The sequence below is a fragment of the Cytobacillus sp. Bac17 genome (genome assembly GCF_024519925.1).
GTDB classification, from domain to species: Bacteria; Bacillota; Bacilli; order Bacillales; family Cytobacillaceae; genus Cytobacillus; species Cytobacillus pseudoceanisediminis.
Window position 1 is genome coordinate 26,826 of sequence record NZ_JALJRC010000006.1, and the last position, 24,874, is coordinate 51,699.

Sequence of the window (24,874 nt, forward strand, 5' to 3'; positions counted from 1 at the left end):
TTTTCTTCTATAGCTTTCTGCATTTAATAATAAAAGCAGCGGGTATAGCTTTCGTTTTTTCATAGGAATACCACCGGTTGAAATGCCGCTGAACATCTTCTTCAGTAAGGCTGGCATCTTCAATTACCCTTTCAATCGCAAACCCGTTTTCTATTAATAAATTGATATATGTACTTAGTTTATATTGCTGCATAATGGCAGGCTGGTTCCAGGCTATATGCTGATAGGAGCCTTCCTCATGATAGGATTTATCCATAATTAATGCTCCATTTTCAGCCTTAATCCGGTTATACATCGGATGTTCCCAGCTGAATATAAACACCCCGCCTGATTTAAGGTAATGATGAATGTTTTTAAGCGTACAGTCTAAATTCGTGGTCCAGCCAATCGCATAAATGGAAAAAACGAAATCGAAGTAATCAGCAGGGATTCCCGGATTTTGTTCCATCGGGGATTCAAACAACTTTACTCGTGAAGATGAATTTACCAGAAGTTCCTTTGCGGATTCGATTTGCCTGGAAGACAGATCCAATCCCCATAATTCACCCGCTCCGCGCTGGTCCAAATATTTTAGGGAATGCCCGCTTCCGCACCCAATCTCCAGCATCTTTAAGCTGCGCACATCTCCGAACAACTGAAGATCATCTTCAGTTGGTGCCAGCGGTCCATATTCAGGCAGCGGATTGCGCCCATAAAACCTTTCAGCCGCTTCATCCCAGCTTTGCTTATTTATTTTTAGTGTTTCATTAATCATAAATATCTCCTTTTACAGAAAAATAGTAAACTTCTTCCTCTCCCCAAATCTCTCCGGTCGGGGAAAATCCGAAGTTTTTATACAGATTCCTTGCGTGATGATTATCTTTATGAACAGTCAAGCGGATTTCCTCGCATTGCGGAAATTTAGTTTTTATCCAGCCGATCATCTCGGCTAATGCTGGCCGTCCATATCCCCTGCCCTGATAATTTTGGTCAATAAAAAAACCGTTAATCCAATACATGTTAGCCGTGTCCGGTTCATAGGCATGCATGATAAAACCGACCATTTTTTCATTGTCATATATTGAAAATGGGATATACTCTATTGCATCCCCATCTGGTTTAATATATACCTTTGCAAGTGAAACAGCCGCTGAAGGAACGAAGTCACGCTGCGATTCTTTTACCTTCATCTTAATGGCTTCTTCCCAGTTGTCTCTTGTGACGGGTTTTAATCTTATGTTCATTTCTTCAGCACCTTCTTATAATTTCCTGTTTTTATCACCTGACTTAATAATGATGCTTACATAAGCGGCCTCTCCATTTTCAACGTGGTTTTTGATTTTTGACACATCGATCTCTTTCTCAATCCGGACAACCTTAGCTTCGTTTGGGAGCAATTTAACGTTACTAGGTTTACCGCTGTTCATCAGTGAAAGCATCTTTACATCCTCTTCAAATAAATATGTGTCATAAAAGCCGATAGTAAAAGACACTTCATCATTGCTGTAATTTTCAAATGGCAACTCACAAGTTCCCTGCAAAGTATCTTCACCAATCATTACAAACTTACATTGACTTTCATCTTTTATATAGGAAACGGCATTGATGCCATTTGCCAGCGTTTTTTGATAAGCCTCTGCCAGAGAAGGAGGAAGAAGGGAAACGATGATGATAACGGCAAAAAATGATCGCAAATGATATTTTTCGAGTGAACGATGAAGCAAGACCATACCCAGCAGAAGTAAAAGGAGAATAAAAATCCCTGTATAATGAAATCCATCCGCTGAATTAATTGGAATATTTAAAATCATAACCCCTGCATTACCTAGTCGATTTTCATGTGGAAAAGGAAAGTTTAATGCCATGGAAATAACGATTAACACAATTGAAGTCAGAAAGAGCTTTTTATTTTTAATCAAGGCAGATCCTCCTTTACTTCTTTTCTGAGGATCCAAAGGATGCCCCAAAGGCGACTCCCACGGCAATACCCAATACCCAATTTTCAAATAGCATTCCAAAAACTAGTCCCAGCGACAGACCGTATGCCATTCCGCTTGTTGAAAGGGCCCAATTTTTTTTGTTCATAACTTTTAACCGCCTTTAAATGTTTTACCTTATATACGAACAAAAGGAACTATAGTTTCATATTTTTGGAAAAACCAGACGGTCAGCTTATCACCTCTGAGTTGCCAGCTGTCTTTTTATCACCCGGATTTGTCCGCGATGGCTAATTTCATCCTCCATGACGTGATACCAGAACCAATAATTATTAAAGGCTAATCCGTTGCTCCACTTTCCTTCTTGGTATAGCCAGCTATCCTGTTTAGATGTTAAAAGTTTTAGCGTTTTCTCTCTAATTGCTGACAGTTCCTCCAAGTAAAATTCAAGAGGATGATTATTAATTTCATTCCTTGCTTTCTCACCTAATTCATAAGCGGCGGCCCATTTTGAAAGTTCTTTTTCGTTAAGATCTCTATTTTCAAAAGTAATGATTTGGTGAACATATTCAACAAAAGCAATATGCTTCAGAAGTGCTCCTATTGAATTACTGTTTTCATCGGGAAGAAAATCCAGCTCTTTCTGTGTCAACCCAGCAACATCTTTGAGAGTCACAGACCTGGCATGTTCAAGCATTGATACAAGATTTCCTATTTTTTCATCGTAGCCCTTCATATGCTTAATTCGATAATCTATCACTTTTAAATTCTCCATTCTTCTTTTTCAGGGAAAAGACTGCCGGGAAGGCAGTCTTATAACATTATGATATCGTGTCCAGCAGCTCTATATCTAAATCCTCCATACTCTCCCAGCTATGATGGATTTCTATGTGCCACTTATTTTTCAGCCGCTTGTATCCCTTTTCTTCAATCCAGCTGTGCAATTCCCTATAGGTATTTCCAATCTCATCATTAGGTCCTTTGTGCCGGACAGAAGCATATTTTTGCGGTGGAATTTCTAATGAGAACATACCATCAGGTACACTTATAAATTCCTTCACCTCAATGCCAATCCAATATCCGTCTTCTTCAGGAGAGTCTTCCTCCACTTTGAAGGCACCAACAAGCCGATTTGGATTTACAGCTCCCTTAATTTCTGTAAGGCGGCCCAATAATAGATTTATAGCCTGCGGAATTTCGGCTAGATACTGATCCGGCGGGCATAAGACGCGGATCCCTATAAGTTTCAATTCTCCAAGTTCTGTCTCAGCCGCTCGCAAAGTCAAATCAGACATCTTTTCCCACCTTATCAAGCAACAGGCAATGCAAGTTCTCTAAACCTATCAACTGCTTTTTGGATATCTGCTTCAAATCCCGCTTCGTTCATTGTTTCACCGATCAGCACAATGGCTTTTTCAAGCATATCTTCAGACGTATTCCCCATATGGCCAATTCGGAACGCTTTTCCTGCCAGATGAGCCAGTGCTCCCGCAACAATCACACCTTTTTTCGCAAGAGATGCACGGAATTCAGCATCATCCATTCCTTCAGGGTAAAGGATACAGCTGAGAGTTGCTGCTGCGGCATTTTCATCGGCAATTGCCCTCATTCCATATTCAGCAAGTGCAGCCCTGACCGCTTTACCATATGCTTCATGGCGCTTGTAGCGATTGTCCATTCCTTCAGCCAAGACCAGTTTCATGCCCTCATCATAGGCATAAATCAGATTAACAGGCGGTGTAGCAAAGTATTTTTGGGGGTCATGCATAATGGGAATCCAATTATAGATATCGCAATAGTAGGCAGGAACCCGTTCCATTTGTTCCCTTGCAGCCAGTGCAGTCCCATTGAATGCCACAACAGCGAGACCTGGCGGGACACCAATCGCCTTCTGTGAACCTGTCAAAACGACATCAATTTTCCCTTCGCCATACGATTTGCTCATATCCTCCTCCATTGCCGCTGTCGCACAGACCCCATCCAAAATGACAAGAGCCCCGTGCTTTTTAATGATAGGCACTAATGTATCCAAATCTGCCGCAACACCAGTTGAAGTATCAGCATGGGTAATCGTCACAGCTTTATAGGAATGGGACGCAAGTTTTTCCTCAACAGCTGCGGGATCCACCTGCTTTCCCCATTCGGACTGAATGATTTCTGCCTGGATTCCGAACGCCTTGGCTAAGTGCTGAAAACGATCACCAAAGAAGCCTTGACTTATAATCAAAAGCCTTTCTCCAGCTGCAACCGTGTTGACCAGAGCCATTTCCATTGCTATCGTTCCTGAGCCAGAGATTACAAACACTTCCCCATCCGTCTTCAGCATCTCCCTGGTCTTCTCAATCGCACTTTTATAAATTGCTGCAAACCTGGGATCCGTATGCCCCCGTGTCTCTTGTGCCATTGCCTCATAAATCGAATCCGCAACAGGTGTCGGCCCTGGAATCAAAAGCATTTCCTTGTTTGGCATGAATATTCCTCCTTGATAGGTTTATAGATATCTAAATGTTTCGACATTTAATTTTAAAAACCTTTATTCTTATTATCAATTGATATTAATTCATATTTTCTGTTCTTATATCCACCCGTGTGGGGTAGTTCCATAGAGTTGAGTATTCGTGTAGCAACAGTAATTGACTCTATTTGAAGAAAACTCCTAAGTTCCCTGTTTGTTATGCTGGTTCCAAATATCAAACTATAATCTTTAATGGCATTAATGTGTGCCTCTTTATAATTTCTCCTACATGCTTCACAATGCCATGTCCGCTTTACCCTTATCATAGGCAAAAGGTTGCAGCCAGGACAAAATACACCCGTTGCGACATCTTCCTTATTGATTTGAAATCTATCTAAAATAGATGACCCTGATCTAACGCTTGCCTTCTTTAAGAGTCGGATAGATTTCTTAAGTTGTTTTTCAGAGATTTGATTTTCGGAGATATTTGTTTCAATTTGTATTATTTTTGAGGGCAGTACTTCTTTATGGATGACCTTTTGACTGAGGTTTACATTTGGGGGAATTGATTTAATTCCAGTATGAGGATTAGTGATTACAACTTTTGAAAAAATAGGTAACTGTCCAAAACCATTTTCAGCAAACCATTTCTTTAGTTGGTTTTCCTGACGATTCACTTGGACAATGGGACACGGAAAAACACTTTCTTACCCATCCTTATTGCGAAATAGCTGATTATATATTGTATCAAAATGGAGAATGCCGGAAATATTTTTCACTTCTAAAATTAAAGCGAACTTTAGGGACAATATTAATGTATCCATTTGAAAATACCGGTTCGCATCAGACAAACGAAGATCGTGCAGAATATAGTAACGCTTATCGTTTAAAAATCCCAAAGGAAAATCAAGAGAAGTCTCACCTTTGAATCCAGCTTTCCGTTTACTGATTTCCTCTTTTATTAGTGGCATTTTTGGATGATGAGGAGGCAGCCTGCGAAGAAGAGCTTCTAATTTGAGAATCACAAGAGGAATTTCACGCTGTTTTACAATCATTTTTTCACTCCAATCTATATTAATCTTGTTTAGATTTCTACTAATTGAGAAAAATACCTTCTTTTTATTCATTATGATGCATTTATTTTCGGATAAGTATTTTTATTTTCTGATAAGGAACTTTTTCTTTCTTATGGATGAATTAACTTTCGTATAAGCTCTTTTTATTTTCGTTTAGCTCTCGTTTATCGAACTTGAACAAAAAAAGACAGGGCCCCCGCCCCATCTTTCTTCAGCTCAATCATGAAAATTAGTCCCGTCCGTTGTCGCTTCAATAATCCCTGCCCGGACCACGAAATCGCCAAAATGCTCGCCGTCCTGACGTTCACGGGCGTAGCGCGGCAGAATGGCACGCAGCTCGTTCAGGATTTCTTCTTCGCCAATGTTTTCGCGGTACATTTTGCTGAGGCGGCTTCCGTCAAATGCTGCCCCGAGATACATATTGTACTTGCCGACCGCCTTGCCGATAAATCCGATTTCGCCGAGTGCGTGACGGGCGCAGCCGTTCGGGCAGCCCGTCATGCGGATAGTGATTTCTTCGTTCCGCAAGCCTGCTTCGTCAACAATCTCATCAATTTTATCGACCAATACAGGAAGATAGCGTTCTGCCTCGGCCATCGCCAGACCGCATGTCGGAAGGGCCACGCAGGCCATGGATCCGCGGCGCAATGCACTGTAGCGGCTTCCGTCTGTTAAGCCATACTCCTTAATCAGCGCCTCGATCTTTGCCTTATCTTTAGTTGATACACTTCCGATAATGAGGTTCTGATTGGCGGTCAGCCTGAAATCGCCTTTATGAACTTTGGCAATCTCACGCAATGCTGTCTTCAATTTATATCCGTCGAAGTCTGCCACACGGCCGCCTTCTATGAACATCGTAAAATGCCATTTTCCGCGGACACCCTTTACCCATCCGTAGCGGTCTCCGTTGGAATCAAACTTGAATCCCCGAGCTTCATCCAGCTTCCAGCCCAGACGGTTCTCCAGCTCTACAATAACTGTTTCCAGACCAAGGCGGTCTACCGTATATTTAAAACGGGCATTTTTCCGGACTGAGCGGTTGCCGTAATCACGCTGAATCGTTATGACCTTCTCAGCCACTTCGTAAATCTTATCAGGTGTCACAAAGCCGATCACTTTCGAAAGCTGCGGATAGGTCGCCTTATCTCCATGGGAGAAGCCCATTCCGCCGCCGATTGCCACGTTAAAGCCTGCCAGCTTGCCGTTTTCCACAATGGCAATGAAGCCGAGATCCTGGGAAAAGACATCTATGTCATTGGAAGGCGGTACAGCAATCCCGATTTTAAATTTACGGGGCAAATAAAGCGGGCCATACATCGGCTCAACCTCTTCATCCACTTCAGGAGAGCCCGCTACTTTTTCTTCATCCAGCCAAATTTCATGATAGGCACGTGTGCGGGGCAGGAGGTCGTCACTTAGCATCTTTGCCAGCTCATACACTTCTGAATGAATTTCCGATTGATCGGGATTTGAGATACACATTACATTACGGTTCACATCGCCGCATGCCGCTATCGTATCAAGCATCGTCGAATGGATTGCCTGAATTGTCTTTTTCATATTCCATTTTAAGATTCCATGCATCTGGAAGGTCTGGCGTGTTGTCAGTTTTAATGTGCCGTTCCCATATTTTTCAGCTAAATCATCCACCACAAGCCATTGTTCAGGTGTTGCGACCCCTCCAGGAAGGCGCAGCCGGAGCATAAACTGGTAGGCAGGCTCAAGCTTTTGTTTCTGGCGTTCATTCCGCAGATCCCGGTCATCCTGCAGATAGCTCCCGTGGTGCTTCATTAATCTATTATCATCATCGGGAATTCCGGCGCTGATCCTGTCCTGCATAACTTCCGCCAGCGTTCCGCGCAAATAGTTGCTTCGATCCTTAATTCCCTCAACATCACTCGGAGGGCCATCCGGTGCTTTTAAGTTTGGGTTTACCATGCTGTAAAACTCCTTTCCTTCCAAATCAATATACGTCGCGCTGGTAGCGTTTATTTTTCTGCATGTCGGCAAGATATTCAGAAGCCTGGTCGCGGCTTATACCGCCTTCTTTTTCAATAATATCTATAAGTGCATTATGGACATCATGCGCCATGTTTTTCTCATCGCCGCAGATATAGACGGCTGCTCCTTCCTGAAGCCACTGGAATAATTCCTTGCTATTTTCCTGCATTCTATGCTGAACATAAACCTTCTCATCACCATCACGGGAAAAAGCGACATCCAGCTTCGTCAAGACTCCATCCTTGAGCCACTTTTGCCATTCAGTCTGATAAAGAAAATCAGTCACAAAATGCTGGTCGCCAAAGAATAGCCATGATTTCCCATCAGCGCCGCTTTCTTCACGCTCCTGCATAAATGATCGGAACGGTGCAATTCCGGTTCCAGGACCAACCATAATGATTGGTGTGTCCGGATTCTCAGGCAGTTTAAAGTTTTCGTTGTGCTGAATAAATACTGGCAGTGTATCGCCAGGCTGGAGACGCTCTGCACATAATATGGAGCAGACACCTTTGCGTTCACGGCCATGGGCATCATAGCGGACAGCACCGATTGTTAAATGGACTTCATCGGGATTCGCCTTGAAGCTGCTGGAAATGGAATAAAGACGCGCAGGCATCTTACGCAGTATAGAAACAAACTCCTGTGCCGAACCGTTCCATGGTTTAAAGTCACGGACTAAATCAATTAAGTCCCGCCCAACCATATAAGATTTCAGTTGATTGCTGTCTGACACTAGCTGTTGCAGTTCTTCATTTCCAGAAAACTTTGCAGCCTTTTCAACAAGCGGTTTAGTCAGGACAGTAATCTCAAAGTGAGCCGTAAGCGCTTCTTTTAACGTTACTGTTTCCTCCTTCACTCTGACTGTTTCCTCTGGATCCCAGCTCATCTCAGCTAAAAGCAGGTCAACCAATTCAGGATCGTTTTCAGGGTATACCCCAAGGCTGTCACCAGGCTGATAAGTCAGACCGGAACCTTCTAAAGAAATCTCGAGATGGCGGGTTTCTTTATTGGAGCCGCGTCCATTAAGATTCAGATTTTCCAGAACTTCTGCCCGGAAAGGATTGGACCGGGAATAGACTGACTCAGCAGGTGCTGAGGCTGAAACTGAAGCTGCTGCTGCAGGAGAAGGATTGCTGCTTTCCCCTTCGCTCAATCCGGCTAAAACTGCTTCCGTCCACTCTGCTGCAGGCTCCTCGAAATCAAGATCACAGTCCACTCTTGGCGTTATTCTTGTTCCGCCAAGTTCCTCCAGACGTTTATCAAAATCTTTTCCCGTTTGGCAGAAGAATTCATATGAGCTGTCGCCAAGTGCCAAAACTGAGTATCGGAAGTCTTCCAGTTTGGGCGCCCTTTTTCCGTGAACAAATTCATGGAATGTCAAAGCGTTGTCAGGCGGATCTCCCTCACCATGGGTACTTACGACAATTAACAGGTTTTTGACCTTTTTAAGATTATTGGGCTTAAAGTCACTCATTGCTGAAACCGTTACTTGAAAACCTCTCTCCTCAAGCGTTTTTCCAGCTTTCTTTGCCAGATTCTGCGCATTCCCGGTTTGTGATCCAAATAAGATGGTCACTTCTTTTGGAATGGCCCTTACCGCTGCAGGTGCGGGACGTTCTTCCACTGCCGGGGCAGCCTGTAATGATGAAGACTGTATTGCGGCAAGATACCCGCTCAGCCAGAGAGATTGTGTCTCTGTCAGAGTCGGAAGAAGACGATTAAGGAGCTCTGTCTGCTCCTGATTAAACGGACTGTTCATTACCTGAAGTTGCAACATGATCCACCTCGCAAACCAGCGCAAAAGGCTGGTTTTATAGTATTTCTTTAAATTTCCTCTTTTCCTATAAAAAAAGTCGGTTTTATACACAAAAAATATATATCTATTACTTTACCGAATGATATTCCATTAGTAAAATAAATATTAATTATCGCAGCTATTAATATTATTAATTATAGAAAGGGTGATATTTTGTACTATGATGCGTTAAAAACATTCGTCACATTGGCTGAAGTTAAAAATTTTACGAAGACGGCCGAGCTCCTTCTAATGTCACAGCCCAGTGTCAGCCTGCATATTAAAAATCTGGAAAAGGAATTTCAGACCAAACTATTTCAACGCTCTCCAAAATACTTGAAAATTACGCCCAGCGGTGAAATATTATATGACCGGGCCAAGCAGATGATTACCATTTACGAGCAAACCAGGCAGGAAATTTTAGAGCAGCAAAACACCATTAAAGGAGACTTGAAAATTGCGGCCAGTTTCACTATAGGGGAGTACATCCTGCCTCCCCTCCTGCTTGATTTGCAGAATCAGTATCCTGAGCTTAATCTCCAGGTGACGATTGCCAACACAGAGGAAGTTGTTCAGTCAACACGGTCCCATCATGTGGATATAGGGTTAATAGAAGGCCAGACAAATGAAAGAGAGCTTATCGTGACTCCCTTTTTAGAGGATGAATTATTTATTGTGACTTCCAACCAGCATCCATTGGTACAAAAGGAGGAAACAACCATTGCTGACCTTCAAAATCAGCAATGGATCATGAGGGAAAACGGGTCAGGGACACGTGAGTATTTTAACCATGTAGTCAGATCAAATGGCCTTAAGGTGAAATCACTTTTAACGATCAGCAGCAACCAGGGGATAAAAGAAACACTCATCAACGGGCTGGGAATAAGCATTCTTTCCGGAAGCGTCGTCGAAAGGGACGTTAAACAAAATAACCTGTCTATAATCAAAGTGAAAAATCAGGAATTCAAACGCACTCTTTCCTATGTTCTATCCCCCATCATGCAGGAAAAAAAGAATGTCAGCATTTTTATCGAAGCACTCGGCGAAAAATGGAAGCACCCTAAGGGAAAATAGTCATTTTTAGAACAAGCTTTTTTTCACACTAGTCCCACTTTATTCATATACTATAGTACCGAAGTGTATAAAATCTGCCCATTTTATTCAAAATAAGGAAAAAATGGCTGAGGTGAAAAAGATGGGATTATTGAATGCCTTTAATGAATGGCGCGAAAGCAGATATCAAAATCATGTCAATCGCATGAAGGAAGAAAACAAGTGTCCTGACTGTTACGGCAGGGGTTTTTCACTCTATCCGGGGAATGAATTCGCTTATCATGCCAACCAATTTGACTGCCAGGGCTGCAATGGAACCGGACTGTATTCAGAATGGGATAGTTTATCATAATATAATGGCCATGATCCGTATGTTTCTTATGGATCATGGCCTTATTTTGGATTTTAAGCTAATGCCTTGTTTGACTTGAATTCTTCTTTAATCTGTTTTAAAAGCTCCTGATTGGTTAACACTTCATACCCCGTAAGTGCCATTGCCTTGGCCCCGAGGATCATGGCTTCTTTAGCCTGCTCACTCATAGCAGCTTCCCGGAATTCATGGGTGTGGCAAGCATATGCCTCATTGCATATTTTAATATAAGGATGGATGGAAGGGGCTGCCTGGCTGACATTCCCCATGTCAAGAGAACCTGACCCATTCTTCTGTTCCAGAATTTCCTCCTCATTCACACCAAGAGAAAGCAGTTCTTTATTGAATGCTTCTGATAAAGGGCTGTTCGTAACCATATCATCATAAGAAAACTCATAAAATGACCACTTCATTTCGGCACCAGTCTGCAAAGCTGCCCCTTCTGCACATTTCTTGACCTTTTCTACAAGTTCATTCACATACTCACGTTTGGATGCACGAACATAAAATTGGGCAACCGCATAGTCCGGAACCACGTTTGCGGCTTTGCCACCTTCCGTAATAATGCCATGGATTCTGGCATCAGGTTTGATATGCTGACGCAGAGCGTTTATGCTGTTGAACGTTTGCAGGACAGCGTCCAACGCATTAATTCCTAAATGAGGGCTGGCAGCTGCATGTGCTGATTTGCCAAAAAACTCAAACTGTATAGCATCCATTGCCAGTGATGTCCCGCTTTTCACAAAATTGTCAAGGGGATGAACCATGATCGCTGCATCCAAAACATCAAAAATACCAGCTTCAGCCATGGTCACCTTACCGCCCTTCGTCTCCTCTGCAGGCGTGCCAAAGACAATAACCTTTCCTCCAGTTTCATGAATCACTTTACTTAGTCCTATTCCTGCAGCAATCCCCATTGTCCCGATTAGATTATGACCGCATGCATGCCCCACTTCAGGCAGTGCGTCGTATTCAGACATGTATCCAATCACAGGACCTTCTTTTCCGCTGTCATAAGTTCCGGTAAAAGCAGTCGGTAAACCGCATATGCCGATTTCTACAGAAAAGCCATGCTTTTCAAGCTCCTCTGTCAATACTTTGCATGCCTTGTACTCTTCATGGCCCAATTCGGGATTCTCGCCGATATAAGTGCTTATTCTATTAAAGTCATCCTGAAGTTCATCAATATGTTTAATAATCAGATTCTTTCCCATGAATTATCTGCTCTCCTAATCCGCAAATCTATATATTTATTCATTAATAATTATAATTATACAACACATTTTTGATTTCGGCACGAAAATATCACTTCTATTTCGTTATTTTTTCCAGTGGCCGTTCAATGATCAGCGCCTCTTCCCAGTCCTTGCACACATCCACCCAGGCTTTTGCGTCTGAATATGTATTAATTTCAGCAGGTGTCAGTTCAATGGCGGAATTGCTGCTTCCGCATGCAGGGAAAAGGGTCTCGAATCTTTTCATAGATTCATCCAGATATACATCCAGATTATTTTTCAGTCCAAATGGACACACTCCGCCTACGGCATGGCCCGTCTTTTCGAGGACTTCCTCCGCTGAAAGCATCCGGGCTTTGAGACCGAACGTTTTCCGGAACTTCTTGTTATCCACTTTGGCGTCGCCTGCTGCCACCACAAGAATTGCTTCATCCCCATCACCCCTGAAGGAAAGAGTCTTGGCAATTTGTGCAGGGCTGACACCGATTGTTTCAGCAGCCTGTTCCACTGTTGCACTTAAAGAATCAAACTCCATTACATCCTGTTCCCGATCCCATTTTTTGAAATGGGCTTTCACACTTTCAATTGACATTCAAACTCACCCTTCCTCTAAGTCCGTAAAATCTTATATATATTCCGTATTTATACTTTATAGTTGTCTATTTTAACATACTATCAGATGATGTCACCGGGATAATTTCTTTTTATCAGAAGATTCTCATTTGCTCTTATTGGTTTCTTGCACTAATATAAATTTACTATTGAAACCACGGATTTAAAGAAGGATTATGTATGAAACAGACTATTCCATATAATTTTATTGGAGGAAGAATCGCCAAAACCGGACTGGCTGTTTTTATAACAGCTTTTATTTGCCATATGTTGGATTGGCCAGCCATGTTTGCTGTGATTACGGCCATCGTAACGATTGAACCTACTGTTGCGGACTCCATTCGGAAAGCATATGTCAGATTTCCTGCGGCAGTCATTGGTGCGGGCTTTGCTGTATTATTTACGTTCATTTTCGGGGACAGCCCATACAGTTATGCTGCCGTTTCGCTTGCGACAATCATAGTCTGCCATAAGCTGAAGCTTCATGATGGGATGCTGGTGGCTACATTAACGGGTGTTGCTATGATTTCAACGGTACAGGACCATTATCTGTCCTCTTTTTTCATTCGATTGGGGACTACCACTACCGGAATTGTCGTTTCCACAGCAGTTAACTTTTTTGTCATGCCGCCCAATTATTCAACATCCATCATAAAAAACATACATGCCCTTTACAGACGATCCGGTGACATTTTACATAAAAGAGGACTTGAAATTTTCAAATCACAGGGATCTGACGGAACTGTCCGTTCTGATTTTCAAAGACTTATTAAAGATATCGATAAAACGGAAACTTTATGCCATTATCAAAAAGCTGAGTATAGGTATCACCGATTTAGCCGTGAAGACATGCGCGACTTTCATTATGAATATAAAAAATTGACTATTTTAAGGCAGATTACCTATCACGTGGGGAACTTGATCTTTCTGCCAACTGGCCTTCCGGAGCTGGAGGAAGACAGGAAAAAGGCTGCCGCTGCTGTTCTTGAGGATATAAAAAACAGCCTATATGACCCGGTCTTTCTTATTACAGAAAGCCATCATAAAAAAATCAGCGAGGTAACACAGTGGTTTATTGACCAAAAACAGCTGAACCCTGCGGGGGGCTTAAAACCGCGCACACACCACCATGTCCAGCCCGAAACTGCCATTCTATATGAGGTTCTCTCCATCCATGACTTAATTGAGGAATTGAATCGAATTCAGATTATGGAAATTAAGCACAGGAAGCTTTTAAAAGCCCCCCTTGAAGCAGGTGCCCAAAAAGACGGGGAACAGACATGAATGATAAAGGAAGACCGGGAATTCAATCCCCGGTCTTTCTTTCGTCAGGAAGGTATACCCGCTTCATCGAGCAAATATCCTGCTATTATTCTTGTTAATACATCACGGTCCATTTGCAGCATGTGAACTCCTGCATCTGCAAGCATCCTTTCCGTATTGTCTGATGGAAAATCAATGGTCCGCTGGAAATAACTGTGGAAAATGCTCATTGAATTATGAAAAGCCTTTTCCTCACTAGTCATTTCTGCAGATGATCCTGGGATACACATCTCCAATTGCGGAAAATTCAGTACCTCTCTTACTATTTCATATACATCTGATTGCAGAGGCGGATTAGGGTTTGTAATGTTGAAGATCCCGCCATTTTCTGCATGAATCAGGGCGGCATCCAGTGTATCTATAACATAATTCACCGGCACAAAATTCTGGGCAACTTCAGGATCCAAATAGATTCTGCACGTTTGGCCGTCTTGTCTTCGCATGGCCCGTTTTTTCAAGATCTTGATGCCTTTTAGAAATCCATATAAGCCGAAGTTTGTATCAGCTTCACCTGTTCTGGAATCACCGATGATAATACCGGGACGGAGAATAACAATATCCAATTTATCCCGGAATGTATATACGAGGTGTTCTGCCTCGCACTTGGAAGCTTCATAGGGATTTACAAAACGCCTGTCCACAGAGTAAAGAGCCTCCGCCCCCTGAGTATCTGTCCCAACCGTATAGGCGGTACTGATATATAAAACTTTTGGACAATTTATTTCCAAAGCAAGATTCAGAACATTTTCTGTTCCTCCCACATTCACTTTATAAGTCTTATCCCGATCCTTTTCATCAAATGATAGAAGTGCTGCACTATGGTATAAGGCATCCAACTTTCCTTTTAATGAATTCATAAGTTCTCTATTTAATCCAAGATGTTCTTCTGTAACATCGCCTTCCAATATATGAATCTGTCTGGAAAAATCGCTTCCTTCGCCTTGCATGAAGGCATCCAGCCGCTTTCTGCTCCTGACTAATAAATAAAGTTCATGCCCCTGTTCCAAAAGCTTTAATGAAAGCTTTTTCCCTAAAAAACCGTTTGCACCTGTAATTAGTATATTCAAAGAAGAATCTCAACCTTTCTATCTAACATCCCTGTAAAAACTTTAGCGGGAAATTCAATTAAAAGCAATGGAAATACATTCACCCTAAATCGGTTCTGCATATTCATAAACAACAGAAGCGCCTGGTTTTCCCCAGGCGCCTTTTTTAAGATAAGTATTTTGGTTTTCTCTCGTTCTTTTCATCCCTGTCACAGACTCCCTGAAAAGGACAGGCTGGACACTCATTCATATTGTACAAATCCGAAAACTGCTTTGTGTCTTCAAGAAGCGTCTTCATCATCTGCAGATAGTTTAATCCCGCTTCAAGGCTATCTTTATTTGGATTGAATACATGCCTCTCACCATCCATTAATGTCACGACCTCAATTCTGGCCGGACTTATTCCAAATACCTTTTCTGAAAAAACCACTGTTAAGTGACAATAAAGCTCAAGCATTTGCTCATCAGCATCTACCAGGAATTTCTTCACTATAAAAGAATCCTGCTGCCATACCGCGACATCAAAAGTTAAAGAAAGATCTGCATTCAGTTCTTTAAGATTCATTCTGAACTTTTCATACAAAAACAGCGGCTGTGCTATTTCAGATTCACTGCTTAAGTTTCTCATTAAACCATCAGTTATAGCTGCTGCAGCCATATAATATTGGAGCTGGGAATCAAACATACGCAGCTCCAGCCTTCCCCAATATTGATCGATCAGCATCAAAACGTTTGCAGGGGTACGATGGCTTTGCGGCAGCTGAAAATAGGATGAAACAACTTTATTGATAATATGCTGAATGGCCTGACGCCAGCCAAGAGGATGTTTTTTCTTTTCAATATGTGCGTAATAAAATTTATAAGGACACCGGATAAAATCCGTTAAATTCTGGTCAGTCATTGTGCGGACGGATACTTGAGGGTTTTTGATCAACTCCTCGCCTCCTTAAAATCAAAACTATGTATGATTGAAAACGATTATCACCTATCTTCATTTTAATTGATAATGATTATCAAAATCAATATGTTTTATAAAATAAATAAAAAACACCTCCAGCTTGAAGACGTCTCCTTATGTGTATGACTCATCCTGCTTTTCATAAGGAGAGATCATCTCTTTATCCAGGCACCCTCGTGACATAATTCTCATCATCATAAAAAAATAAACTAATGACTGTATTCATTCAGCTTATCCACTGCTTAGATTCCATTCATAATAGGCATATCGAATATTCATAATCATAACGTCAGGCCTATAATTCTTATCAATTATGAGAGCATCACGGCCATTTTCCCCTTCAGCAGCTGCTTCAAGGTCCTCTTCCATTTCCAGTATCCGTTTGACCCTTTCTCTGAAGAGCTTATGATCATCTGCAATCGCAATTTTTATCGCCATTTCTCTGTTCACCTGCCCGGATGTATTCTGAATCTACCAACCTATTTTATAAAATTTTTTACAAAGAATAATTTCAAATATGAGGCTTGGTGTTTCACTATAAAAATTTGATGGATGCCCCCAGACACCCATCAAATAATCTGAATTTTATGTTATGATCGAAATACTATGATGAAGGAGTATGTGGACATGAACTCTTACAGCAAAACATTAAATGGTGTTTTCCCATCCGTTTGCTCCCTGGATTGCCCCGATCAATGCGGCCTTCTCATTCATAAAAAAGAAGGAAGAATCGTAAAAGTTGAAGGAGATCCCAATCACCCCGTAACACAGGGGAATATATGCAATAAGGTCCGCAGCATGCCTTCAAGGATCTATGATAAGGATCGCCTAAAATATCCAATGAAGCGTACTGGCACCAAAGGTGATGGTCATTTTGAACGGATTGGGTGGAAAGAGGCGATAGACACAATTACCTCGAGATGGAAGGAGCTAATTGTCAATAATGGCCCTGAAAGCATCCTGCCATATAGTTTCTACGGAAATATGGGCAGATTAAACGCAGAAGGAATGGACCGCCGTTTCTTCCATAAAGTCGGAGCATCACGCCTTGAGAGGACGATTTGCCAATCTGCCGGTACAGCCGGATGTACGTACACAATGGGCGGTAGCTTTGGAATAGATCCAGAAGATACCATCCATTCAAAGCTCATTATTCTATGGGGCATTAATGCAGTCAGCACGAACATGCATCAAATGATTCTCGCACAAAAAGCAAGAAAGAGCGGTGCGAAAATCGTTGTGATTGATGTCCATAAAAACCAGACTGGAAAAATGGCCGACTGGTTTATACCGATTACTCCCGGCACTGATGCTGCTCTGGCCCTTGGCATGATGCATGTCTTGTTTGCCGAAAATCTGGCGGACGAGAACTTTCTGAAAAAGTATACGGTTGGCCACCAGGAACTTCGTGAACATGTGAAGGAGTATGATCCTGAAACAGTAGCCGGCATAACAGGTGTGCCCAAAGATGATATTTTGAAATTAGCCCGTATGTATGGAAAGACTTCCCCTGCTTTTATCCGAATCGGCAACGGGCCACAGCATCACGACAATGGCGGAATGTGCATCCGCACCATTTCATGTCTTCCTGCAATTACAGGACACTGGCTCTTAAAGGGCGGCGGTGCCATCAAGGGAAACTCCGGCTATCTTGCTTTTAATACTGGAGCCCTTCAAAGGCCTGACCTCCTGCACAAAAAGGATACACGCATCATTAATATGAATCAGATCGGTTCGGCACTCCTTGAACTGGAAAAACCGATTAAATCTATGTATGTCTATGGAACCAACCCTGCTGTTGTTGCACCAGAGGGGAATAAAGTCCGTCAAGGGCTGCAGAGGGAGGATTTGTTCCTTGTTGTCCATGATCTGTTCTTAACCGAAACGGCCAAGTATGCCGATATTGTTCTGCCGGCAGCTTCTTCTTTTGAGAATACGGACATCTATTCATCCTATTGGCACCACTACATGCAAATTCAGGAGCCAGTCATAGAACCATACGGCGAGTCAAAATCCAATGTCGAAGTGTTTCGGCTTCTTGCAGAAGGAATGGGCTTTCATGATGCCGTATTTAAAGAAACAGAAGAAGAAATGATTGATGCCGCACTAGATTTTCCAGCTAACCCCTTAATCAAAGAAATCAATGCTGAATCCCTGAAGAAAAACAAGTTTATCAAAGCGAGGGTAAAACCGCTTTTTCCTGGCAGGCTGCCTACTCCTAGCGGAAAAATAGAATTATACTCGCAGAGAATGAAAGATGATGGGTATCCTCCTCTGCCGGCATACATACCGCTGAAGGAAGAAAATAAATTCCCTTTTCTGTTTGTGCCTGCACCGAACCATAACTTTTTGAATTCAACTTTTTCAAATAATACAAAACATGCAGCGATGGAGAAGGAACCGCGGCTTCACATAAATACAAGGGATGCTGCAAATGCTGAAATTAAAGATGGTGACTTGGTTCGTATTTGGAATGAACGAGGAGAATGCGAACTCAAAGCGGCTGTCGGAGAACTTGTCCTTCCTGGTACAGTTGTTTCACAGGGGTTATGGGCTGACGCCCCAGGAACAAAACATCTGGTCAATTCGCTGACTCCGGACCGGCTTTCCGACATGGGCGGCGGTGCCGTGTTCTTTTCAGGCCGGGTAAATGTTTCGAAATTCAGGAAAGAATAACCCCTGCAAAAAATGCAGGGGTTTTTATTTCTATGAAGCATTGTTAGTCTTAACATCAAAATCTTCTATGAATGAATCAATATCCGGTTTATTTTTCAGTACAATGACTTTTTTACCTTCTGCTGCAAATCTGTCAAGCCGTTCAGCCATTTTCTTTTTGCGGGTTCTGTATGTTGTCAGTATGAATTTAATAAATTTCCAGTCCATTTTCTCCTTGCACCCGGCTGCCATATCCGGACGTGTTTTACCAAGATTGGTCAGCCACCTCTTTAATACCCTGTACAGGCAGAGATACAGGGGAAGTTCCAGATATATGACTGTATCACAAGCAGCTGCCCTGATTTCAAAAGTATTGCTGTAATTGCCTTCAATAATCCACTGCTGTTTTTTCACAAGTTCACGCTGGCCATCCGAAAATTCCGAAAGTCTGCTTTCCACCCAGCCGGGCTTCCAGAACACAGCATCCAGATGATGTACCTCAATGCCTGTTTTTTCTCCCAACTTTCTGGCAAAGGTTGATTTTCCTGCGCCCGCTGAAATCCCAATCACCATAATTCTTCTCAAATAATCAGGCCCCTTTCAAAATGCTGATTGATGACTTAATCCGGAAAAAGAATAAGAACCACTTTAAAGGAAAAAATATCAACCATAGTCAATAATCGTATAATGGAGGCAATCCAATGCAAAAGAATAAGACACGTCTCACAGCCGCTGAAATTGCATCTTTGTGGACTTCCTATATGAATGACAGCATGGCTAAGTGCATTTTAGGGTTTATGCTTAAAGATCTCGATGACAAAGAAATTAAGGGAGTGGTCCAATACGCATATAATTTGACCACCACCCATTTAAAAAAACTTGTCAAGTTTTTTCAGCAGAATGAGATGCCGGTGCCTAATGGTTTTTCTGATAACGACGTCATTATGTCTGCCCCATGGCTCTTTTCCGATATGTTCTGTTTAACGTATATTAACCATATGGCTCGGACAGGTCTTATTTCTTATGGCGGCTTTCTTTCCATGAGTTCAAGGGAAGACATGTGTGAATACTTTACAAATGGGCTTCATGAAACTTCCGTTTTATATAATAAATCAACCCGGATTGCCCTTAGCAAAGGCCTGCTTGCAAGGCACCCTTATATTGAAACTCCGGATGTGACTGAATATATAGATAGCAAAAATTATTTAAGCGGGCTGAATCCTTTGGCGAATAAAAGGCCTTTAAATGCAATAGAAATATCTCATTTGTATATGAATGTCATGACCAATGCCATGGGGGTAAACTTAAGCCTCAGTTTTGCTCAGACCTCATCGACAAAAGAGGTCTCAGATTTTATGCTTAGAGGTGCAGAAATAGCCAACAAACATATTAAAATCTTCTCAGATATTCTGCTGCAAAATGATATTCCAACACCCCGTCTGCCTGATGTCAGTGTCAGCAATTCGGTTACACAGACTTTTTCAGATAAGCTGATCATGTTCCATATGAGTTTAATAAGTGCAGCAGGAACCGGAAATTATGCTACGGCAGCAGCTGCCAGCCAGCGCAGCGACCTGGCCATGAATTATGAACGCTTGTCCATTGAGATTGCCAAATATGCCAAAACGGGAGCAGACATTATGATTAAACATCATTGGATGGAAAAGCCGCCCGGCACAAAAGACCGAAAAAAATTGGCCCAGAATAAAAACGGATCATAATGGAAAAAGGAGCAGTCATGCTCTATTTCTTTTTGGTTCATAAAATGGAGGAACTCCTTTTCATTGCTGAGTTTAAAGCCTCAGCAAGTGTTTCATGCCATCCCTTGCAAAACTCAGTTATTTGCAGAGGATCGACCAGCTTCCTTTCTGATGACTCATACCGGGCTTCAAAGTCGTACATTCTTTCTATTTCCATATGATAAAAAACCTGATAGCCTATTTTGGGATATACGCTGCTTTCAGTCCACTGCAGATTCTCGCTATGGTCTACGATAATATATCCCAATTGTGTGCACTGCCCTTCGGCATAGCCTTCTTCCATGGCTTCTCTCTTAAAACATTGCTTCGGGCTTTCACCCTTTTCTATGTGGCCGCCGGGAATATCCCACCCCCGATTCTGCAAATTCACTAATAAAACCTTTCCCTCTAAAAAGCAAAACCCATGAGCGCTCGTAATAAATTCTCTCTCCGGAAGATAGGCTGCCTCCTTCCAGGTTAATTTTATCCTTGCTCCGCCCCAATCCACGTAAGCAGCAGTCATATATTTACCTCGCTTTTTTTTAATCCAATTAATTACATTCAACGCTTCCCGTATTATTTCCTTTTTTGCAGCTAAGTGGTTCCTGCTTAAAGATTTTTCTTTATAAGTGCTATAATATGAAAGTATTTAAAAAAGAAGGGCTTGATCATATTGGCAATGACAAAGAAAAAACGGGTAATAAAAGAGATAAGGCAGCTCATCATGATTACGCTAGGTGCGGTGATTGCAGCGGCAGGACTTGAGTTTTTCCTTGTTCCCAATAATATTCTCGATGGCGGGGTTATCGGTCTTTCCATTATCGCTGCTGAACTGACCGGGTTAACCATGAGTATATTCCTGATTGTTTTAAATCTGCCATTTCTCTATATTGGCTTCCGTAAAATAGGAATGAAATTTACGATACATACGTTATACGGTGTTATTGTTTTATCTGCCAGTACCGCTTATCTGCATCATTTTGAGCCGGTAACCAATGATTTATTTTTAGCGACGGTCATTGGAGCTGTCATTCTCGGTACAGGGGTCGGCCTTGTGATCAGGACTGGCGGAGCTTTGGACGGTTCAGAAATTATCGCCATCCTAGTCAGCAAGAAGCGCCCAGTGTCTGTCGGCCAATTCATCATGATTGTCAACGTATTTATATTTATTCTTGCGGCCTTCCTCGTTTTCAGCTGGGAAACTGCCATGTACTCCATTATCACCTATTATATTGCATATAAAATGATTGATATCGTTGTGGAAGGTATGGAAGAGCTGAAGTCGGTTACGATCATTTCCGATATGCCTGAAGAAATCTCTGCAGAGCTTATGAAGCAATTAGGGCGGGGGATGACCTATATTCAGGGCCAGGGTGTTTTTACCGGGGAGCCGAAAAAAATCATTTATACCATCGTAACACGGATTGAATTATCTACGCTCCGTTCGATTGTGGAAGATATCGATCCGAATGCATTAGTGGCTATAGAAAATATTGCCGATGTCAGCGGCAGCAACTTTGACAAAGGCACAGCTCATTAATTGTGAAATGAAGAAAGCAGCCTCCTGCACAATAGGAGACTGCTTTCTTTGTTATAAAAACAGCAGCAAGCTGAGCGCCATGACGGCCATTCCTGCCACAAGTCCATAAATGGAAGTATGGGCTTCATCATACTTCTTGGCAGCCGGCAATAATTCATCTAGAGAAATGAACACCATTATTCCGGCAACTGAAGCAAAAATGACACCAAACATTACATCGTTTAAATATGGCATTAAAATCAAGTATGCGACAAATGCGCCAATTGGCTCTGAGAGCCCTGATAAAAATGAGAGCTTAAAAGCCTTCTTCTTGCTCCCAGTGGCATAATAGACAGGAACTGAGACAGCAATCCCCTCTGGGATATTATGGATCGCGATAGCCGCCGCAATGGCGATTCCAAGCGATGGGTCCTGAAGTGCAGATGTAAAAGTTGCAATTCCTTCCGGGAAGTTATGAATCGCAATCGCCAAAGCGGCAAAGGTCCCCATTTTTAAGAGTGCCGGATCTTCGACAACCTTGCCTGCATCATTCATCTCTTCAACTGTTCTTACTTCATGCGGGTTATCCTTTTTAGGAATAAACCGATCTATTAGTGCAATAAGGACTATCCCCCCAAAAAAACCTCCAACTGTTGCCCAATTGCCGTTTACTTGACCTAATGCTCCTACAAGTGCATCTTTTGCTTTTACAAATATTTCAATCATGGAGACATAAATCATTACACCTGCCGAAAATCCAAGTGCCAATGATAAAAACTTCGTATTCGTTCTAGAAGTAAAAAAAGCCATTAAACTGCCAATACCTGTCGCTAAGCCAGCAAACAATGTGAGACCTAATGCAAATAATACTTCCTGCGACATTTCACTCTCTCCTTTTTCACTGTTGCCAAAAAGTTTCACTAGGGCAACTTTTGCGTTAAAAAAATATATATCCTAGATTACTAAAAGTATATGCGCCTAACTTAAAAAGTTTACTTTGGTAAACATTTTATCTCCAACGCAAACCAAAAGCAATAAAAATGACTCCGCAATTCTTTTTTCTTCAATATTATAAGAATGATTGAGGAAAATGTGCATTAAAAAAATCAAAAAAACCTCCGCTACTTACCACAGCGAAGATCAATCCCAGACACGTTTTAACTTGAAAAGTTCCTGAAAGTATCCCCATACAGATATGGGCGACATAATCATTTGATAAAAAAGGATAAATGCAAAAAAACCTAATATATTTTTTCTTACTTTCAAATTAAGATTTTTAAAAACATAATGCTTTTGATACATATATAAGATACCGTAACTTAGAATTGTAAGCGGCAGGACAAATAAGGTCATTGGACCAACTACCCAGAAATAACCGAAGAATGCCAGCATTAATCCAGGGATCCAGAAGAAAGTATACACCATGTCCAGATATGGCATAACAAGGTTAACGCCCGTTAAATATTTTGTGTAAATTTGGGGCTGATTCCATGGTTTAATTTCATTCAGGCCTTCAATCATTCCCCTTGCCCACCTGGACCTTTGCTTTGCAAAGTGTGATAGATTGGAAGGAACATCCGTAAATGCTGCAGCCAGCGGCTCAAAATACACTTTCCATTCTTTCTGAAGAAGTCTCCATGTCAAGACAATATCTTCGCCAATGGCATCGGGCCAGCCATTTACCTGGCGGACGGAATTTGTTTTGTACAAACTGAAGGCCCCTTGAGCAACCAGTGTTCCCTGATATAACCCCTGCAGCCTCTTTATTGAAGCAATCCCCAGATAATAATCCCACTCCTGTATTTTAGTCAATAGGTTTTCACGGCTATTGCGCACAAGCATGGAGCCTGCTACGGCACACACTTCTTCAGGACTGCTTTCCATGCGTGCCACTAAAAAGCGGACCGCTGAAGGATGAAGCAGGGTATCGGCATCAAGCGAGATAACATACTCTGTTGTCACATGCTGCAGCCCTTTGTTTAACGCATGGAATTTTCCCGGCTTAGATTCCTTTAAAACCTTGATTTCAAGGTTAAGCTCTTTTTGAGCCCTTACTAATTCACAATAGGTATTGTCTGAAGAACGATTGTCTATGACAATAGCTTTAATTTTGCCTTTATAATCCTGGCTTGCCACATAGCTTAACGTCTGAAAGATTGTATTCTCTTCATTGAAGGCAGCTACCAGCAATGTCACTTCCTTATCAGGATCCGGATTTTTAAATGAAGGCTGCCTGTCCAAAAGCAGGCTCATCACCAGAAAGGCATTCATATAGCCAGGTAAATAGGCAATACCGCCAATAATAAGAATACTGATCGGGAGTGTGACAATTTCCGATAAGTCCTTCAGCCATGGCAGCGATAGATATATAGAAAAAGTCAGCCATACTGCTGAAGAGAGGTGGCTGAGTACAAACTTTTTATTAATGGAGACATATAATTTTTTTCTTCCGTGTCTTGCTGCCGGCTCGATGGGTGTTAGACTTGGCTTCATAGGCTCACCTTCAAAATGATATACTTAATTAAAAAATATATCATTCTGAGAGTCAAGTAACCTGGTAAATAACACCAGATCTCCGGGCGGATGAATAAGTGTTTCTGCCTCATGGATCCGAGAGTATTTACATACTGGACTTCCTATTACTCCGGGTAAGTCCCTCTTAAAAAATCAATTGATTGAACAATTAATTCCTTTAGCACTTCTACATCGATATCTGCAATCTTATTTATGTAAACACAAGCTTTTCCGGTGGTATGTTTCCCAAACCTTTCAAGCAATTCATCTCTTTTTCTATCCCCGGGTGCAAAATAAAGGCTAATTTTTGCCTTTCTTGGCGAAAAGCCAACAAGTGGTGCATCCCCTTCATGACCAGTTGCATATTTATAATGATACGAACCAAAGCCAATGATGCTTGGTCCCCACATTTTTGCCTGATAGCCTGTCGTTTCTGTAAAGATATCCAGCAGCCTATATGCATCCTCCCTCTTTTTAGGACTCTCAACTTTTTCTATGAATTCAATTACACTGTTATCGTTCTCTTTGGTTTTAACTTCATACATTATAGGCCAACTCCTTATTTGGATTTGATTAGTACTTCTCTAAAATACAGGTAATGTCCTTC

27 protein-coding genes are annotated in these 24,874 nt (G+C 41.9%); 6 read left to right on the forward strand and 21 right to left on the reverse strand.

Features of this window, described 5'->3' with window-relative positions; all coding sequences use genetic code 11:
• Positions 1-7 precede the first annotated feature (7 nt).
• The 11 genes from NR125_RS10090 to NR125_RS10140 form a co-directional block, all read right to left on the reverse strand.
• Entirely contained in the window at positions 8-754 is a 747-nt protein-coding gene (locus NR125_RS10090) for a class I SAM-dependent methyltransferase (RefSeq protein WP_009333618.1), read from the reverse strand.
• A complete protein-coding gene (locus NR125_RS10095) occupies positions 747-1,223 on the reverse strand; it encodes a GNAT family N-acetyltransferase (protein ID WP_192908869.1) in 477 nt (158 codons plus the stop codon). The genes NR125_RS10090 and NR125_RS10095 overlap by 8 nt, the downstream gene beginning before the upstream one ends.
• A gap of 15 nt (positions 1,224-1,238) precedes the next feature.
• Positions 1,239-1,898, reverse strand: a complete 660-nt coding sequence (locus NR125_RS10100) for a hypothetical protein (protein WP_009333615.1) — start codon at positions 1,896-1,898, stop codon at positions 1,239-1,241.
• A 13-nt stretch (positions 1,899-1,911) separates the two neighbouring features.
• Positions 1,912-2,064, reverse strand: coding sequence for a glycine zipper domain-containing protein (locus tag NR125_RS10105; RefSeq protein WP_192908870.1), 153 nt, complete (start codon positions 2,062-2,064; stop codon positions 1,912-1,914).
• A gap of 90 nt (positions 2,065-2,154) precedes the next feature.
• A complete protein-coding gene (locus NR125_RS10110; RefSeq protein ID WP_009333614.1) occupies positions 2,155-2,676 on the reverse strand; it encodes a DinB family protein in 522 nt (173 codons plus the stop codon).
• A gap of 61 nt (positions 2,677-2,737) precedes the next feature.
• Positions 2,738-3,211 carry a GyrI-like domain-containing protein gene (locus NR125_RS10115; protein ID WP_009333613.1) on the reverse strand — a complete coding sequence of 158 codons (474 nt, stop codon included), beginning with the start codon at positions 3,209-3,211 and terminating at the stop codon, positions 2,738-2,740.
• Positions 3,212-3,225: 14 nt separating this feature from the next.
• Positions 3,226-4,386 carry a pyridoxal-phosphate-dependent aminotransferase family protein gene (locus NR125_RS10120; RefSeq protein WP_256815249.1) on the reverse strand — a complete coding sequence of 387 codons (1,161 nt, stop codon included), beginning with the start codon at positions 4,384-4,386 and terminating at the stop codon, positions 3,226-3,228.
• 53 nt (positions 4,387-4,439) lie between these two features.
• Positions 4,440-5,048 (reverse strand): hypothetical protein, encoded by a 609-nt coding sequence (locus NR125_RS10125; protein ID WP_226280750.1) that lies wholly within the window; start codon positions 5,046-5,048, stop codon positions 4,440-4,442.
• A gap of 30 nt (positions 5,049-5,078) precedes the next feature.
• Positions 5,079-5,426 carry a nuclease-related domain-containing protein gene (locus NR125_RS10130; protein ID WP_226280751.1) on the reverse strand — a complete coding sequence of 116 codons (348 nt, stop codon included), beginning with the start codon at positions 5,424-5,426 and terminating at the stop codon, positions 5,079-5,081.
• A gap of 237 nt (positions 5,427-5,663) precedes the next feature.
• Entirely contained in the window at positions 5,664-7,385 is a 1,722-nt protein-coding gene (cysI, locus tag NR125_RS10135; protein ID WP_009333610.1) for an assimilatory sulfite reductase (NADPH) hemoprotein subunit, read from the reverse strand.
• A 25-nt stretch (positions 7,386-7,410) separates the two neighbouring features.
• Complete coding sequence (locus tag NR125_RS10140; protein ID WP_251264825.1) at positions 7,411-9,222, reverse strand: assimilatory sulfite reductase (NADPH) flavoprotein subunit; 1,812 nt, start codon at positions 9,220-9,222, stop codon at positions 7,411-7,413.
• Positions 9,223-9,417: 195 nt separating this feature from the next.
• On the opposite strand from NR125_RS10140, the gene NR125_RS10145 reads away from it, so the two are divergent.
• Both NR125_RS10145 and NR125_RS10150 read left to right on the forward strand, forming a co-directional pair.
• Positions 9,418-10,317 (forward strand): LysR family transcriptional regulator, encoded by a 900-nt coding sequence (locus NR125_RS10145; protein ID WP_019382535.1) that lies wholly within the window; start codon positions 9,418-9,420, stop codon positions 10,315-10,317.
• 103 nt (positions 10,318-10,420) lie between these two features.
• On the forward strand, positions 10,421-10,648 hold the full coding sequence (locus tag NR125_RS10150) for a methionine aminopeptidase (RefSeq protein ID WP_236887902.1): 228 nt from the start codon (positions 10,421-10,423) through the stop codon (positions 10,646-10,648).
• Between the two features lie 53 nt (positions 10,649-10,701).
• Here the strand turns inward: NR125_RS10150 and NR125_RS10155 are convergent, their stop codons facing one another.
• Together NR125_RS10155 and NR125_RS10160 are read right to left on the reverse strand one after the other, a co-directional pair.
• Positions 10,702-11,880 carry a M20 family metallopeptidase gene (locus tag NR125_RS10155; protein WP_009333606.1) on the reverse strand — a complete coding sequence of 393 codons (1,179 nt, stop codon included), beginning with the start codon at positions 11,878-11,880 and terminating at the stop codon, positions 10,702-10,704.
• Between the two features lie 97 nt (positions 11,881-11,977).
• The gene (locus NR125_RS10160) at positions 11,978-12,493 is read right to left on the reverse strand and encodes a YbaK/EbsC family protein (protein WP_009333605.1); all 516 of its coding nucleotides are present in this window, start codon (positions 12,491-12,493) and stop codon (positions 11,978-11,980) included.
• Positions 12,494-12,693: 200 nt separating this feature from the next.
• Here NR125_RS10160 and NR125_RS10165 point away from each other — a divergent pair, with 200 nt between their 5' ends.
• A complete protein-coding gene (locus NR125_RS10165) occupies positions 12,694-13,797 on the forward strand; it encodes an aromatic acid exporter family protein (protein ID WP_256815254.1) in 1,104 nt (367 codons plus the stop codon).
• A 44-nt stretch (positions 13,798-13,841) separates the two neighbouring features.
• Here the strand turns inward: NR125_RS10165 and NR125_RS10170 are convergent, their stop codons facing one another.
• From NR125_RS10170 to NR125_RS10180, 3 genes are all read right to left on the reverse strand, one after another.
• Positions 13,842-14,903 (reverse strand): SDR family oxidoreductase, encoded by a 1,062-nt coding sequence (locus NR125_RS10170; protein ID WP_009333603.1) that lies wholly within the window; start codon positions 14,901-14,903, stop codon positions 13,842-13,844.
• A 145-nt stretch (positions 14,904-15,048) separates the two neighbouring features.
• Positions 15,049-15,816, reverse strand: coding sequence for a hypothetical protein (locus NR125_RS10175; RefSeq protein ID WP_256815255.1), 768 nt, complete (start codon positions 15,814-15,816; stop codon positions 15,049-15,051).
• A gap of 255 nt (positions 15,817-16,071) precedes the next feature.
• Positions 16,072-16,278 carry a response regulator gene (locus NR125_RS10180; RefSeq protein WP_009333601.1) on the reverse strand — a complete coding sequence of 69 codons (207 nt, stop codon included), beginning with the start codon at positions 16,276-16,278 and terminating at the stop codon, positions 16,072-16,074.
• Between the two features lie 189 nt (positions 16,279-16,467).
• Here NR125_RS10180 and NR125_RS10185 point away from each other — a divergent pair, with 189 nt between their 5' ends.
• Positions 16,468-18,516 carry a molybdopterin-containing oxidoreductase family protein gene (locus NR125_RS10185; RefSeq protein ID WP_256815256.1) on the forward strand — a complete coding sequence of 683 codons (2,049 nt, stop codon included), beginning with the start codon at positions 16,468-16,470 and terminating at the stop codon, positions 18,514-18,516.
• 30 nt (positions 18,517-18,546) lie between these two features.
• On the opposite strand, the gene NR125_RS10190 is transcribed toward NR125_RS10185, so the two are convergent.
• Entirely contained in the window at positions 18,547-19,080 is a 534-nt protein-coding gene (locus tag NR125_RS10190; RefSeq protein WP_009333598.1) for a P-loop NTPase family protein, read from the reverse strand.
• A gap of 116 nt (positions 19,081-19,196) precedes the next feature.
• Here NR125_RS10190 and NR125_RS10195 point away from each other — a divergent pair, with 116 nt between their 5' ends.
• Positions 19,197-20,216: a DUF3231 family protein gene (locus NR125_RS10195; RefSeq protein WP_009333597.1), complete on the forward strand. Its 1,020-nt coding sequence runs from the start codon at positions 19,197-19,199 to the stop codon at positions 20,214-20,216.
• Positions 20,217-20,253: 37 nt separating this feature from the next.
• Here the strand turns inward: NR125_RS10195 and NR125_RS10200 are convergent, their stop codons facing one another.
• Positions 20,254-20,757, reverse strand: a complete 504-nt coding sequence (locus NR125_RS10200; RefSeq protein ID WP_009333596.1) for an NUDIX hydrolase — start codon at positions 20,755-20,757, stop codon at positions 20,254-20,256.
• A 156-nt stretch (positions 20,758-20,913) separates the two neighbouring features.
• On the opposite strand from NR125_RS10200, the gene NR125_RS10205 reads away from it, so the two are divergent.
• Positions 20,914-21,774 carry a YitT family protein gene (locus NR125_RS10205; protein WP_051005566.1) on the forward strand — a complete coding sequence of 287 codons (861 nt, stop codon included), beginning with the start codon at positions 20,914-20,916 and terminating at the stop codon, positions 21,772-21,774.
• 51 nt (positions 21,775-21,825) lie between these two features.
• On the opposite strand, the gene zupT is transcribed toward NR125_RS10205, so the two are convergent.
• The 3 genes from zupT to NR125_RS10220 all read right to left on the reverse strand — a co-directional run bounded on the left by zupT (position 21,826) and on the right by NR125_RS10220 (position 24,812).
• Positions 21,826-22,635 carry a zinc transporter ZupT gene (gene zupT, locus NR125_RS10210; protein WP_252245168.1) on the reverse strand — a complete coding sequence of 270 codons (810 nt, stop codon included), beginning with the start codon at positions 22,633-22,635 and terminating at the stop codon, positions 21,826-21,828.
• A gap of 258 nt (positions 22,636-22,893) precedes the next feature.
• Positions 22,894-24,246: a glycosyltransferase family 2 protein gene (locus NR125_RS10215; RefSeq protein WP_252245169.1), complete on the reverse strand. Its 1,353-nt coding sequence runs from the start codon at positions 24,244-24,246 to the stop codon at positions 22,894-22,896.
• 146 nt (positions 24,247-24,392) lie between these two features.
• The gene (locus NR125_RS10220) at positions 24,393-24,812 is read right to left on the reverse strand and encodes a DUF1801 domain-containing protein (protein WP_217025511.1); all 420 of its coding nucleotides are present in this window, start codon (positions 24,810-24,812) and stop codon (positions 24,393-24,395) included.
• Between the last annotated feature and the right edge of the window lie 62 nt (positions 24,813-24,874).